This is a genomic window from Cytobacillus pseudoceanisediminis (assembly GCF_023516215.1).
Classification (GTDB): Bacteria; Bacillota; Bacilli; order Bacillales; family Cytobacillaceae; genus Cytobacillus; species Cytobacillus pseudoceanisediminis.
The window spans coordinates 695,619-708,983 of record NZ_CP097349.1; the positions used below are offsets into that span (position 1 = coordinate 695,619).

Genomic DNA, 13,365 nt, shown 5'->3' on the forward strand with positions numbered 1-13,365 from the left:
TGAATCTAATTATACTAAAAAATAATAGAAAATCAATGAATTTGAATAATGAAACAAGCAGGGAGGAAGAGATTTCCACAAAAAAATAACACCGGATAACCGGTGCTATTTTGCATTCAGGCTTTAACGGCCTCTTTCTTTGCTTCCGTTTCCGCTACAATTACTGCACAGGCAGCATCACCTGTAATATTAACTGCTGTTCGCGTCATATCAAGCAGACGGTCAATCCCAATGATTAATGCGATACCTTCAACAGGAAGATTGACAGAGTTAAGAACCATCGCTAGCATAATCAAACCGACACCAGGCACACCAGCTGTACCAACGCTGGCAAGAACGGCAGTAAGGACAACCGTGATTAGCTGTGTCAATGTTAAATCAACATTATATACCTGGGCAATGAAAATAGTTGCAACTCCCTGCATGATGGCTGTTCCATCCATGTTGATGGTTGCACCGAGAGGCTGAACAAAGCTGCTGATTGATTCAGGAACTTTCAGATTTTTTGGGCCGTATTCATGGAAATCGGCAGAGTCGCATTACTGCTTGATGTACTGAAAGCAACCCCCATGGCCGGCGCAAAGCCTTTAAAGAACCATAGCGGGTTTTTCTTTGCAAGTAAAGCAATAGAACCTCCATAGGTTAAAATCGCATGTATAAATAACGCAAGAAGAACTACGATCATATAAAGTCCCATAGCTTTAATGGCACTTAGACCCTGACTTCCTACAGCAGAAACGATAAGTCCAAACGTTCCATAAGGAGCGAACCTCATAACCAGGTTAACAAGGTACATCATCATGTCATTGCCTTGTTCAATAAGGTTTAATATACCTTTTGTTTTATTGCCGAGCATGGTTAATGCAAATCCGACAAAAATAGAAAAAGTGATAATCTGAAGCATATTGCCTTCCGTGAAGGCTTTTACCGGATTGGTTGGAATAATATTTAATAGTGTCTCTGAGACAGGAGGAGCTTCCTTCGATTCGTACTCCACGTTTGTTACGTCAAATTCACCAACGTTTCCTGGCTGGAAAACAGCTGCCAAAGCAAGACCTATGACGATTGCAATGCTGGTGGTAACCAGGAAGTAGGAGATTGTCTTAATCCCAATTCTTCCCAACTTCTTAGGATCACCGAGGCCTGCTGTTCCAAGGGTGATGGAAAAGAAGACGATCGGAACAACCAGCATATTGATGAGATTTAAAAAGATTTTTCCCAGCGGAGTAAACAAAAACTTGTCAAGCTCGGGGAAAATGCCAGGTGCAAATAAATTAATCAACAGCCCTGTGATTCCCCCGCGATCAAAGCAAGAATAATTTTAGTAGATAATTTCATACACGTTCCTCCAATGAAATAAATGATGTAAAAAAATGTAAATCGCGCACAAAAAATATTTTGCCTTTCCTATAATACCCCCAAAAAACATAAACCTAACTAAAAAAGGCAACAAAAAAACACAGAGGTAATAACCACTGTGCATTTATGCAGTGTTCCCTCTCAACACGCTTACGAGGTTAGCTGTCGGGTTCGGGTCTTGAGAGTACCCTACCTGTAAAAGGATTCACCCCAGGTACTTTTGTTAAAAAAGTACAGTTGGTTCCCCCGCTCAATTAAGATTAAGCGAAAATTATTAATGTTTTTTTAATATATTAACAATAATCATAAAAGTTGTAAATCATACGATTTTCTTATCTAGGTTTACTAAGGTTACTATAATTCAAATAGTAATTTAATAGGAAAGGTCAATTTGGTTTTTTAGCAATAAGATTAGAAGTTAAGCCAGCTTAAAAGAGGATGTCTTTTTTTGTCTTTCACTTTCAATTCCTTCTTATTCAGCTTGTCTTCATGTTCGGCCAGCCACTCTTTTAACTCTTCTTTGTCCTTGCATTGCGTATAATAAGTCTCGCCGTTTTTCCCAGTGGCACTTACAACATATCTGCATGTATTTCCCATAAAGCACCCTTTTCAAAGTAATTTCTTTTAGAATTATAACAAGATTTATGACAATGTCCACCATTATTTTTTTGGATTATGAGTATATTGGCTTTGGGGATATTGCTGATGAAAATATGCCTGAAAAAATTCAGGTAAGATATCCGCTGAATTATTGTCGCTTCTGCATTTATCCAATTGGTCCGGCAGCTTATTGATTACTGGGAAAGTTTTTTCCTGTTGTCTGTTCCAGGGGAATGGCCTTTCTTATTTGCGCGGGAAACTGTAATAAAGCCGTCGAGAATCTCATGACTAACAGTAAACCCTTTGCGAGTATAAAATTCAAGAGCCTCTGTATTCCTATTTGATACATAGATAAAATAATCTTCCACATCTTTGAATTGGCTTAACCATTCCATCGACATGTTAGAAAGAACTGATCCAATTCCATATGGTCTGTAGCATTTTTTATAAAGAATTGAGATAAGCAGCCAACATGGCTTTTCCCGACTGAAGTCAGATCAAAAAAAGTGGCGAAATCATTGGAGCTGGCTTCCTTAGGAGAAACATTGGAATAGACATAGCCCGCGATTTCTTCATCGTCCTTAACGATCTCTAAATAATTATGTAAAGCTGATTTTACGGATGGAATCATTCTAGTTTCAAAATTCATGCTGTCAAAACGCTCAGGTGTTATATGTGCCTTAGATTTCTGAAAAGCCATCAGCTTATTGCATAAATCCCGGCAAAGTCTGATTTTCTCTTCTGTTATCACTTCATATTTTAAATTCATCCTATTCACCCCTAGTTAAATTTTAAATTGGAAGGTCTTCATTCGTCCAAAAAAGAGGGAATTTATCCTTGATAGAGAAGTTTATCTTAAAACTAATATAAAAAGAGGGACCATAATGATTAGGGAAATTGATATTAAAGATCGAAAAGCTGCTGTGCAAGTTCTAAGTGTCCAGCTTCCTGCGTATAAAATTGAGGCTGAAATCATTGGATGTCCTGATTTACCGCCTTTGAAGGATACGGCTGATGACTTGCGAATAACCGGAGAAACCTTCCTGGGGTATTTTATAGGTGAAAAATTATGCGGTGTGATTTCTTTTAAAGAGGAAAATAATGTTTTAGATATTCATAGACTGATTGTGCATCCTGAACATTTTAGAAAGGGAATTGCACAAAAGCTGCTGAACTTCATTGAACTGAGGCCGATGAATGAAAAAATGATTGTCACAACAGGCTCTAAGAATACCCCTGCTGTCACTTTTTATTTAAAGAATGGTTTTAAAGAGCTGAAGAAAATGGAAATAAATGAATCACTGACTATTACTGCTTTTGAAAAATATTTATAAAATACTAAAAGATTAAGCGACTCTTTCATTTGGAGGAATCATCCTCTTTAAATCCGTTATATGTTTTTATAGAGTCTGCTATTACTGTCCCGCATTGCTTTAGGTCAATGGAATATTACTTAAAGGGGAATACTCATGTTATTTAGGGATTATGATAAAAGGTTAAGGTCTGTAATTAAAAATGTTGGTTTTTCCGGTGTCGTACTTGTTAAAGAAAAGGAGGAATTGATCCTTCAATTAGCAGAGGGGGATGCTGATCGAGCAAACAAAACCCAAAATAATCCAGGTACCAGGTTTGGCATCGCCTCCGGGTGTAAGATTTTTACGGCGGTTGGCATTTGTCAATTGGCCGAGAATGGATTCATATCATTCGAAACAAGACTTAATGATGTATTGAAGGATGTTTTTCCCTTATTTGATGAGACAATTACCATTCATCACCTGTTAACCCATACATCCGGAGTGCCCGACTATTTTGATGAGTCAATTATGGATGATTTTGAGGAGCTGTGGAAAGAAAGGCCAATGTATCTATTAAATCATCTGAGAGATTTTCTTCCTATGTTCCAGAATAAAAAGATGATGTTTAAGCCCGGGGAGAAATTTCATTATAATAATGCCGGATATATACTTTTGGGTTTAATTATAGAGAAGAAGACAGGACTGAGTTTCCAGGATTATATTCATTCCCAAATTTTTGAACCATGTGGAATGAAGGATTCAGGCTTTTTCCGATTTGACAATCTTCCTGAAAATACAGCAATTGGTTATATAGATAATGAAGAAGATGGGACATGGAGAACCAATATTTATTCATTGCCCATCAGAGGCGGTTCTGACGGAGGAGCCTATGTTACTGCTCAGGATATGATCTTATTTTGGGAAGCATTGTGTAATGATAAGCTCATGAGCGGGGAGTATACTGAAAAGCTGATGTCCCCGCATGCCAAAGCAGATGAGAATGAGTATTACGGCTACGGATTATGGATCAAAAAGAAAAACGAAGCCATCTTCAAATATCACCTCATGGGCTATGACCCGGGAGTCAGCTTTCATTCTGCCTATTACCCTGAAAGCGGGATAACCCTTGTGGTGCCATCAAATAAATCATATGGGCCATTTACTGTAATGAAAGAAATTGAAAAGGACTTTTAGATGAGCTAAGTACAGGTGCTTATTTTTTGTATCTGATCGGGTCTGTTTATAAAGGAGCGGTTATATGAATTTTAATTTAAGAGAAGCTATTGAGATTCTTGAACGTACACCCCATACGCTGGATGCATTACTAAGCGGTCTATCTTCGGAATGGCTTAATGGCAATGAAGGGGAAGGCACGTGGAATGCTGCCGAAGTGGTTGATCATTTGATTGATGGCGAGGAGAAAAATTGGATTCCACGGCTAAAATTTATTCTGCAGGAAGGGGAAAGCAAGCCCTTCCCCCATTTGACCGCTTTGCTCATTTAAATGTGTCAGAGAGTCTATCACTTGAAGAAAAGCTTGAAGTCTTTAAGACCCTTAGAATGAAAAATTTGGCCATGCTTAGGGGTATAACTGATCTGGAAATTCATTTCGAAAAGACAGGGCTTCATCCAGCATTTGGACCAGTCAGAGTCAGGGAATTGATTTCCACTTGGGCTGTGCATGACCTTACGCATATTTCACAGATTTCTCGAGTATTGGCAAATAGATACAGAACTGATGTTGGTCCTTGGATTGAGTATCTGGGCATTTTAAAAAGTAAGCACTTTAAATAAATTGCATCATAGTTAAGTTTGTAAATTCTGTGTGAAAAGTAAACTTTTGGGACCAAAACCTCATGATATGGCCGAAGGTGTTCATTTATACTTGTATGGGATTGTGACTTTTCTGATTATTTAAGTCCATTCAAAAAATATGGAGGCGAATGAATGCTGAATCGTAAGAAAAAAGGCCTGCTGTTAACTTTTATTCTGGTTACTGTCATTCTGATCGTGATGCAGCCCATTCAAAATTCTATAACTAGGGCAGCTGCAGGGGATGGCTCCTGGACATCACCTTATTCCGTATCACAGGGAATCAATACTCAAAACAACTCATCCAAAACTGTTCAAGGCTATGTGGTTGGACAGCCGACTGCGGCAAATACGGTTATTTCAAACCAGTTTCCAAATGACTATGCTTTGGCCCTGGCGGATAGTCCATCAGAGACCAGCACAGCTAAGATGCTTTATGTTCAAATTCCTTCCACGTTTCGCTCTGCTTTCGGCTTAAAATCCAATCCATCTTTGATTGGAGAAAGAATTAAGGTAACCGGAACACTTACCGCCTATTTCTCTCATCCCGGGCTAAAAGATGGGACGGCCTTCGAACAAGCTGGTGATGGAACAGTCATTCCCGGCCCTGAACCAGGAGGATATTATGATGCTGCAAACGGAAAAACAGGGGAGGCTTTAAAAACAGCCCTCCACACTATCATTGATGATCACACGGAAATTTCCTATTCGAATGTATGGGAAGCACTGCGCGAGACAGATGAAGATCCTGCCAATCCCAATAACGTCATTCTTTTGTATACTGGCCGCTCTCAGGGGAAATTCACCAATGGTTCTGGCGTCAATGATTGGAACAGGGAGCATGTTTGGGCTAAATCTCACGGGGACTTTGGAACAGCTATGGGTCCGGGAACAGACTTGCATCATTTGCGGCCAACAGATGCTTCAGTAAATAGCTCGAGAGGGAATCTTGACTTTGACGATGGGGGCACCCAGCATTCAGAGGCACTGGGAAACTACTATGATTCAGATTCCTGGGAACCCAGGGATACAGTAAAAGGCGATGTTGCGAGGATGCTTTTTTATATGGCTGTCCGTTATGAAGGAGACAGCGGAGAAGTGGATCTGGAGCTAAACAATCAGGTCAATAATGGCTCTGCTCCTTATCATGGCAAAATGTCTGTCCTGCTTAAGTGGCATAAGGAAGATCCGGTAGACGATAACGAGCGGAGAAGAAACGAAATCATCTATTCTGATTACCAGCATAACCGCAATCCATTTATAGATCATCCCGAGTGGGCATCAGCAATTTGGGAATAATCTTCAGGAAAGCACTTTCCGTTACTGGGAAGTGCTTTTTATTTTACTTACTTTGAAAAAAAGATTGACAAGAGATTTCCATGGGAGTAATTTATATTTATTAATTTCATAGTAACCTTTTTGCTGAATCATTATGAGCGGGGGAACCAATTTTGATAAACCTGGTTTATCTTGGGGTGAATCTTAGCATATTAAGGCTAAGAAGGGATACTCTCAATCCCTAATCCGACAGCTAACTCCGTAAGCCGAATCGAGGGAAGGGTTGATGGAAACCATTGGCCATTCTTTTTTTAAGAGTGGTTTTTTTGTGTTCATTTTCAAAAAGAAGGGAATTTCTTCAATGAAAAAACAGTATGCAGTATTTGGTTTAGGCCGCTTTGGCGGAAGTCTCGTAAAGGAATTTCATGAATTGGGAGTGGAAGTGCTCGCAATTGATGTAGACCAGGAGAAAGTAAATCAATACGCACAGTTTGTGACATATGCAGTTCAAATCAATGGCATTGATGAAGCTGCCATAAAGCAATCAGGGATAAAAAATATCGATCATGCATTTGTTTCATTTGGTGAAAACATTGAGTCCAGTATATTGACATCCTTGTTATTAAAAGAAATGGGGATTCCAAAGGTGTGGGCAAAGGCACATAATGAGTATCATGCCAGGGTGCTCGAAAAAATTGGCGTTGATCGTGTTATCCACCCGGAGCGGGATATGGCTAAGCGGATTGCCCACCATATTGTTTCGGAAAAAATGATTGATTATATTGAGCTGTCTGAAGATTACAGTATGGTTGAGATTGTGGCTACAGATAAAATTGCCGGAAAATCCCTTTCTGAATTGAATATTAGGGCTAAGTATGGCTGTAATATTGTGGGGATTCAGCGCGGGAAGGAAATAATCGTTACTCCGTCAGCTGAAGAGGTTATTTTAAAGGGCGACGTCCTGATTGTAATGGGACACAATAAAGGGATTGGCAGATTTGAGAGGCATGGAGTATAAGCCTTGCCGATAAAAAAATACCAATACAAGGGGTTAGCCCTATATGTATAAGGAGCATAAAAGAATGAGGAGAATGGGACGTTCCTATAACTGGATAAAAATGAATCCGGCACAAATGCTTTCGGTCGGTTTCTTAATCTTAATTGGTGTAGGCACACTGCTGCTGATGCTGCCTTTTGCTACGAAAGACAGACATCATTTATCGTTTATCGATGCACTTTTTGAGGCGACTTCTGCTGTATGTGTAACGGGTCTCGTGGTAGTGGATACCCAAACCACATTTACTGTTTTTGGCCAGATTGTACTGATGGTCCTCATACAGATTGGCGGCCTTGGATTTATGACATTTGGGGTTCTCATAGCTATCATGCTTGGAAAGAACATTGGTTTGAAAGGAAGGCTGATGATCCAGGAATCTTTAAATCAGCTTTCGATTGAAGGGATGGTCAGGCTGGTTAAATTCGTTGTCGGCTTTACATTAATCGCTGAAATGATCGGTGCATTGATATTGGCTATTCGCTGGTCGTCCGATTTTGGCTTCCCCGCTCATTGTATTATGGCATTTTCCATTCGGTTTCTGCCTTTAATAATGCCGGATTCGATATAATGGGCCAATTCAGGAGCGTTACTGAATATGCCGGTGATTTTACTGTCATCATGACACTCAGCTTCCTGTTAATAATCGGAGGTATCGGCTATATCGTTGTACTTGATGTAAAAAGAAACAAGAGTTTGAAAAAGCTCTCTTTGCATACAAAATTGGTCCTCCTGATGACGCTGATCCTTAACATTCTCGGAACAGTATTTATCTTTGCGCTTGAATATGATAATCCTGGGACACTTGCCAATTTGCCTTTAAAAGATAAACTATTGGGGGCTTTTTTTCATGGTGTGGTCCCGAGAACGGCTGGATTTAATTCTTTGAATACTGGCGAATTAACTTTAGGTTCGCAGCTGGTAACAATGCTGCTCATGTTCATTGGAGGGGGATCAGGAGGTACCGCCGGCGGCATTAAAGTCACTACCTTTGTCTTGATTTTTCTTGCAGTCAGAGCGCTGATAAAGGAAGAAGATGAAGTGAGCCTGATGGGAAGGCGAATTCCAAAGGATCTTATTGTCAGAGCTTTTACAATAACCGTCTATTCAATAGGATTCATCTTCTTTATCTTATTTATTTTATCCATAACAGAAAATGCTCCATTGAACGTCCTTTTATTCGAGGTGATATCCGCTTTTGGCACGGTAGGCATGTCGATGGGGCTCACACCTGAATTAAGTGCAACAGGAAAAGGGGTAATTGCATTTATGATGTTTGCAGGAAGAGTAGGGCCAATCACAATCGCTTTTGCACTTGCCCGAAGAAAAGGAAAGGCCAAATATAAATTTGCAGAAGAGAAAATCATGATTGGATAAGTGAAGGAAAGTTATCTGGTGTATAGGACAGAATAATTTAGTTTCAATAAAATTTTCCACCATAAATAGGATAGGGGATTTTAAATGAAAACCAGATTTAATGACTATATAAGCATTAAGATCCATCAAATAGACCTGACCTTAACAAGCTATATTAAGACTAAATTAGCCCACTTAAATATTGCCCCGGAGCAGAACCTGATTCTAATGCTTCTCTGGGAAGAAGACGGATTAAGCCAAAATGAAATCGCCAGGCGGCTGGATAAAGATAAATCTAACATTGCCAGAATGCTGAGCAGTCTTGAAAAGAAAGGCTTTATCAAAAAAAGCATGAATAAAGAGGACAGCAGATCTCTGAATGTTTATCTAACCAAAAACGGCAAAAATCTCAGTGAACATGTATATCCCATCACAGAGGAGTTTCACTCAATCGTCACATCGGGTATTACGAAGGAAGAGCTGAGAATTGTTGACGATGTTTTAATGAAAATGAGAAGAAATATGGAGGGTAATTAGCGGTGCAGGATAGAGTGGGATGCTTCTATCCTGTTTTTTTGTGAAGGTCATGAAGCCCAAAATGAGAACAGCGCTGAGAAACAGTCGCCATGAAGGCTCCATGAACCCGAAAAGTCGTGAAGCGAGAAGAAAACAGTCGCCATGAAAGCTTCATGAAGCCGAAAAGTCGTGAAGCGAGAAGAAAACAGTCGCCATGAAAGCTTCATGAAGCCGAAAAGTCGTGGAGCGAGAAGAAAACGATCGCCATGAGGCAGTCATGAAGCCGAAAAAGAGAGCAGCGGTAAGAAAACGGTCGCCATGAGGCAGTGATGAAGCCGAAAATGGGAGCAGCGCCGAGAAAACTGTTGCCATGAATCTATAAGAATTTAAAACGGCACTCTAAAGAGAATCAGTTTATATGCAAATTTGAACTATCTGAGTTACCAGGTAAATCGATTCAGTTCATTCATTAATAATAGTATAATAAAATACATATATTTCTATATCTGGCTAACGGATGTTTTCATTGAGTCATACAGGGGGAAGATGATGACGAAGATTATGCAGATATCAGATGAACTAAAGGATTGGATTGTGGGTGCGCTAAAAAGTGATGTGAGTCCGATTGCGCTTGCGAACGCTTTGATTAAGAAGGGTTTCGATAACCGGTTTGCATATGAGACTTTATTTAAAATTGTTGGAAATGAAGCAATTAAGACGACAGAAGGGCAGCAGATTCGATATACTTATGAAGTCCCCAAAATAGGCAGGAAGGGGAATATCCTTCATACGAGTGATAAGGACGTAAAAGTGCTTTCCAGAAATGAAAAGCCATTTGTGCTCCATTTGGATCAGGTGCTCAGCTCAGAAGAATGTGATGAGCTTATCAGTCTTTCAAGGAGCCGGCTGCAGCCATCCCTGGTGGTGGATAGGGGTTCTGGAGAAGAACGGGCGGGTTCAGGAAGGACAAGCAAGAGCATGGCTTTCCGGCTTAAAGAAAATGAACTGGTCGAAAGAATCGAAACGAGGATTGCTGAATTGACCGGTTATCCTGCAGAAAATGGTGAAGGCCTTCAGATCTTAAACTATGGATTGGGTGAAGAATATAAGCCTCACTTTGATTTCTTTCCCCCACATGGCGGATGCCAGCAAAGGCGGACAGAGGGTTGGAACGTTCCTCATCTATTTGAATGATGTGGAGGATGGCGGTGAAACGGTCTTTTCTAAAGCTGGACTTTCATTTGTTCCCAAAAAGGGAGCGGCCATTTACTTCCATTATGGCAATGCTCAGGGTCAGCTGGACCGATTGTCAGTCCATAGCAGTGTGCCTGTAAGAAAGGGAGAAAAATGGGCTGCTACCAAATGGATTAGGGAAAGCAATATATATTGCCATTAGAGTTTTTAAAGAATAATCAGAAGGAAGTTTGATCAGGTGAAACTCATCAACAAACTATTCTCAAAGCAAAAAACGGCTTCGATTGAATTTTGTCAGCGGAATCTGGATGAATTTTTAAAAGAAGAGAGTTTGGCTGCATTTAATCAATTTCTGAGCCAGAAGAATATTAACTATAAAGAATACGAATGCCAGAGCAGATGCAAAGAATGCAGGCAATCACCTTATGCCCTGGTGGACGGGAAGCTGATTGCAGCGGAGAGTTCGGATGAATTATTGATAAAATTGAAAGAAGAAGTAAAGAAATAAAAGGAATCGGAGCAATCCGATTCCTTTTTTCATACTCTTTTTTTGATGTACATTGAGAATGTGAATGTGCAAATTAATCTAGTATTGATCCTGAAATAGCATCTCCCTATTCATATAAAAGAGAAGGAGGATTATTGCTCCTTCCCTGCACCAAGATCTTCTGCCAATTCCATAATCGCTTTATTGATTCTCCAGACGAAATAAAGGTGATGAATCAAATCACGCTGGGATTGCTGCCTTGCTGGTGCCAATCGTTCAATTTGTTCCCTTTCATTTTCAAGACTATACACAAGCATGCCGTCTCCGCTATCTTTAATCAAATCCATTAATGTCTCAATATTTAATTCAAGCTTTTCTTCAATCCTTATGAAAACATCGACCAGCTCATCGGGATAGTCGAATCCTTTTCGGTAGGAGGAAGCCACAAGGTGTCTTGCATAATAGTTGATGGCTGAAAATAGTGTAATCCATCTGTTAACGTCAGCATGGCGCGGGGATCCGGGTTTTTTTATCAGAGATTGTGCTTCAACGTTTATGGTTTTAAGTTTTTGATCCAATAAGAAGCCTTTGCCTGAAAGCTCCTTAACGTTCACATCTTCCCGGAAGCTTCTCACATACTCAGTGACATACGGTTTCAGTTCTTGTAAGTAGTCATTTAAGGTATCCGCCACTTTTTCCTTCGTTTTCTTTGGGAAAATAAATAAGGAAACTCCGAATGCAATGCCGGCACCGGCAATTGTATCGATTACCCTTGCACTGATAAGGGAAAATGTAATTCCTCCAAGTAAAAGGTCATACATAAAAGCAACCAGCATCGTTATAAACATGCTCATTAACGTATAGGAGACCTCAAACAAATAAAAGGCGAAAAAAACCGCTGCAAAAATCAGCGTTATTTCCAGGACGGAATGGCCGCTGACCACTCTTGCAAGTGTAAATCCAATTACTGCTCCAATAATTGTTCCAACCGACCGCTGAAAACCTTTCGTATAAATGCGCCCGATCGATTCGGTACCGAGCAAAACAATAAAAGCTGTTAAAAGAACCCAATAAGGCTGGTCAGGCGAAAGAATCTGGCCGGCAATGATGGAAATGATTGCAGCAGTCAATGCCTGAAAAGCTTTTTTGGTGGAAGGTTTGATGCCCTTATCTTCTTCAGATGGTTCATCTTCAGTGTCGCCTTCAGCTGCCTCTTCAGATAATTTAATCTCATTGTCTTTCATTTTATGAAGTGCCTGCTGTATGGTTATGCCGCCCTCGATGACATGGTTCGCAATGGACTCGATCCGCCTGATCAGAAACAGCCATCCTGCAGGTTTGTCTTCCCGGCTGAACAAATCAATAATAAGCAGGCGGAGGGCCTGAACAGCAAGCTCTGCTTCACGCAGATTTTGTTCTTCATATTGTTGGGCAAGAACTTCAGCATCGCGAAGAGAACGGGTTACCCAAACCAGGAGTTTTCTCAGCTCATCAATTTCAAGGGCATTTGCTTTTTTTAAGCTTCTAATTGAGTCTGTCAGTGTTTCAATCAGCATACCTGCATCAAATATATATAACCTCAGCTGAGTAGAGGTCAGCCCAGGCCATAATTTTTGAACATCTTCATCATTTATATACTCCGAAACCATGACAGCATAATCCCTGAGCTTCAGCACGTTTCTCCCCAATTCCTCCCGCTGCTGAGGAGTCATTTCCTTGGCTTGCATCCCCTCAATTAAGAGATTGAACGTAAAATTACTTTGGAAATGAAAGGAGCGAATGCTTCTTTTCAGGTTTTTCGCGGTGTCCTGAAAAAGGATGAAATTGAACAGGAAAGCATACGCGATCCCAATCCAAATGCCGAAGTAGAAGGATGGAAGCTGACTGCCTGATAGTTTTAAAATAGACGCGAAATAAAGTGTCATGAATGCAATCATGCATAGAGAAAAATACCGCACTCCAAAGCGGGTCAAATAAAAGCTTAAGAAGATTAACAGAACCATTGCAATATCGATAAAGACCGTGCTTCCCGCCAATAGGGAACCGCTCGATACCCCTGCCATGGCTGAAAGTCCAAGCAGGCCAGTTGTGAGCATTTTACCTTTTTTGGAGTCATCCATGACAATCATGATGCCAAGCATGCCTGCCATTCCGGACACTATCGCCGGAGTGAGAGCGGCATCAGCACCAGCCAATTGCATGATGAACAAAGTCGTAAAGACTGAAGCCATTAAACTTAAAGTGGCCCGTCCTGCTTTTTGAAATCGGATAAGCCCGGGATCGGATGCCAGCAAACGTCCGAGCCACCGGTGTTTTATAGGAAACTGCTTCATTGTTTCACCAATCTTTTCAGAGAGTTAAAGATTATTTTACCACTCGTACTTTTATTATCCAAATGAACCAGCTTGAGATTT

Annotated in this window: 11 protein-coding genes, 3 pseudogenes and 2 riboswitches; of the genes and pseudogenes, 10 read left to right on the forward strand and 4 right to left on the reverse strand. The window is 40.4% G+C overall.

Annotated features, from left to right (window positions below):
- Positions 1-116: 116 nt before the first annotated feature.
- From M5V91_RS03795 to M5V91_RS03810, 3 genes and pseudogenes are all read right to left on the reverse strand, one after another.
- Positions 117-1,338 (reverse strand): annotated as a pseudogene (locus M5V91_RS03795) (dicarboxylate/amino acid:cation symporter).
- A gap of 152 nt (positions 1,339-1,490) precedes the next feature.
- A riboswitch (cyclic di-AMP (ydaO/yuaA leader) is annotated at positions 1,491-1,636 on the reverse strand.
- Positions 1,637-1,770: 134 nt separating this feature from the next.
- Entirely contained in the window at positions 1,771-1,956 is a 186-nt protein-coding gene (locus M5V91_RS03800; RefSeq protein ID WP_009333656.1) for a hypothetical protein, read from the reverse strand.
- Positions 1,957-2,341: 385 nt separating this feature from the next.
- Positions 2,342-2,728 (reverse strand): hypothetical protein, encoded by a 387-nt coding sequence (locus M5V91_RS03810; protein WP_251156138.1) that lies wholly within the window; start codon positions 2,726-2,728, stop codon positions 2,342-2,344.
- A 115-nt stretch (positions 2,729-2,843) separates the two neighbouring features.
- Between M5V91_RS03810 and M5V91_RS03815 the strand changes: the two genes are divergently transcribed.
- The 10 genes and pseudogenes from M5V91_RS03815 to M5V91_RS03860 all read left to right on the forward strand — a co-directional run bounded on the left by M5V91_RS03815 (position 2,844) and on the right by M5V91_RS03860 (position 10,972).
- Positions 2,844-3,293, forward strand: a complete 450-nt coding sequence (locus M5V91_RS03815) for a GNAT family N-acetyltransferase (RefSeq protein ID WP_009333659.1) — start codon at positions 2,844-2,846, stop codon at positions 3,291-3,293.
- Positions 3,294-3,428: 135 nt separating this feature from the next.
- Positions 3,429-4,448 (forward strand): serine hydrolase domain-containing protein, encoded by a 1,020-nt coding sequence (locus tag M5V91_RS03820; RefSeq protein ID WP_009333660.1) that lies wholly within the window; start codon positions 3,429-3,431, stop codon positions 4,446-4,448.
- 64 nt (positions 4,449-4,512) lie between these two features.
- Positions 4,513-5,048: pseudogene (locus M5V91_RS03825) on the forward strand (DinB family protein).
- A 153-nt stretch (positions 5,049-5,201) separates the two neighbouring features.
- Positions 5,202-6,365 (forward strand): endonuclease, encoded by a 1,164-nt coding sequence (locus M5V91_RS03830; protein ID WP_251174947.1) that lies wholly within the window; start codon positions 5,202-5,204, stop codon positions 6,363-6,365.
- A gap of 111 nt (positions 6,366-6,476) precedes the next feature.
- Positions 6,477-6,627: riboswitch (cyclic di-AMP (ydaO/yuaA leader) on the forward strand.
- Positions 6,628-6,705: 78 nt separating this feature from the next.
- Complete coding sequence (locus M5V91_RS03835) at positions 6,706-7,362, forward strand: potassium channel family protein (protein ID WP_026041776.1); 657 nt, start codon at positions 6,706-6,708, stop codon at positions 7,360-7,362.
- 64 nt (positions 7,363-7,426) lie between these two features.
- Positions 7,427-8,775: pseudogene (locus tag M5V91_RS03840) on the forward strand (TrkH family potassium uptake protein).
- 84 nt (positions 8,776-8,859) lie between these two features.
- Positions 8,860-9,291 carry a MarR family winged helix-turn-helix transcriptional regulator gene (locus tag M5V91_RS03845; protein ID WP_071155725.1) on the forward strand — a complete coding sequence of 144 codons (432 nt, stop codon included), beginning with the start codon at positions 8,860-8,862 and terminating at the stop codon, positions 9,289-9,291.
- Between the two features lie 525 nt (positions 9,292-9,816).
- Positions 9,817-10,464: a prolyl 4-hydroxylase family protein gene (locus M5V91_RS03850; protein WP_284521726.1), complete on the forward strand. Its 648-nt coding sequence runs from the start codon at positions 9,817-9,819 to the stop codon at positions 10,462-10,464.
- 1 nt (position 10,465) lies between these two features.
- Positions 10,466-10,666, forward strand: a complete 201-nt coding sequence (locus tag M5V91_RS03855; protein WP_284522240.1) for a 2OG-Fe(II) oxygenase — start codon at positions 10,466-10,468, stop codon at positions 10,664-10,666.
- Between the two features lie 36 nt (positions 10,667-10,702).
- A complete protein-coding gene (locus M5V91_RS03860; protein WP_251174946.1) occupies positions 10,703-10,972 on the forward strand; it encodes a DUF1450 domain-containing protein in 270 nt (89 codons plus the stop codon).
- A 131-nt stretch (positions 10,973-11,103) separates the two neighbouring features.
- Here the strand turns inward: M5V91_RS03860 and M5V91_RS03865 are convergent, their stop codons facing one another.
- Positions 11,104-13,284, reverse strand: coding sequence for an FUSC family protein (locus M5V91_RS03865; protein WP_251267116.1), 2,181 nt, complete (start codon positions 13,282-13,284; stop codon positions 11,104-11,106).
- Positions 13,285-13,365: the final 81 nt, after the last annotated feature.

What these genes read in the sequence shown, in the direction of transcription:
- M5V91_RS03800 (WP_009333656.1), bottom strand. Translation starts at nt 1,956, where the DNA reads ATGGGAAATACATGCAGATATGTTGTAAGTGCCACTGGGAAAAACGGC.
- M5V91_RS03810 (WP_251156138.1), bottom strand. Translation starts at nt 2,728, where the DNA reads ATGAATTTAAAATATGAAGTGATAACAGAAGAGAAAATCAGACTTTGC.
- M5V91_RS03815 (WP_009333659.1), top strand. Translation starts at nt 2,844, where the DNA reads ATGATTAGGGAAATTGATATTAAAGATCGAAAAGCTGCTGTGCAAGTT.
- M5V91_RS03820 (WP_009333660.1), top strand. Translation starts at nt 3,429, where the DNA reads ATGTTATTTAGGGATTATGATAAAAGGTTAAGGTCTGTAATTAAAAAT.
- M5V91_RS03830 (WP_251174947.1), top strand. Translation starts at nt 5,202, where the DNA reads ATGCTGAATCGTAAGAAAAAAGGCCTGCTGTTAACTTTTATTCTGGTT.
- M5V91_RS03835 (WP_026041776.1), top strand. Translation starts at nt 6,706, where the DNA reads ATGAAAAAACAGTATGCAGTATTTGGTTTAGGCCGCTTTGGCGGAAGT.
- M5V91_RS03845 (WP_071155725.1), top strand. Translation starts at nt 8,860, where the DNA reads ATGAAAACCAGATTTAATGACTATATAAGCATTAAGATCCATCAAATA.
- M5V91_RS03850 (WP_284521726.1), top strand. Translation starts at nt 9,817, where the DNA reads ATGATGACGAAGATTATGCAGATATCAGATGAACTAAAGGATTGGATT.
- M5V91_RS03865 (WP_251267116.1), bottom strand. Translation starts at nt 13,284, where the DNA reads ATGAAGCAGTTTCCTATAAAACACCGGTGGCTCGGACGTTTGCTGGCA.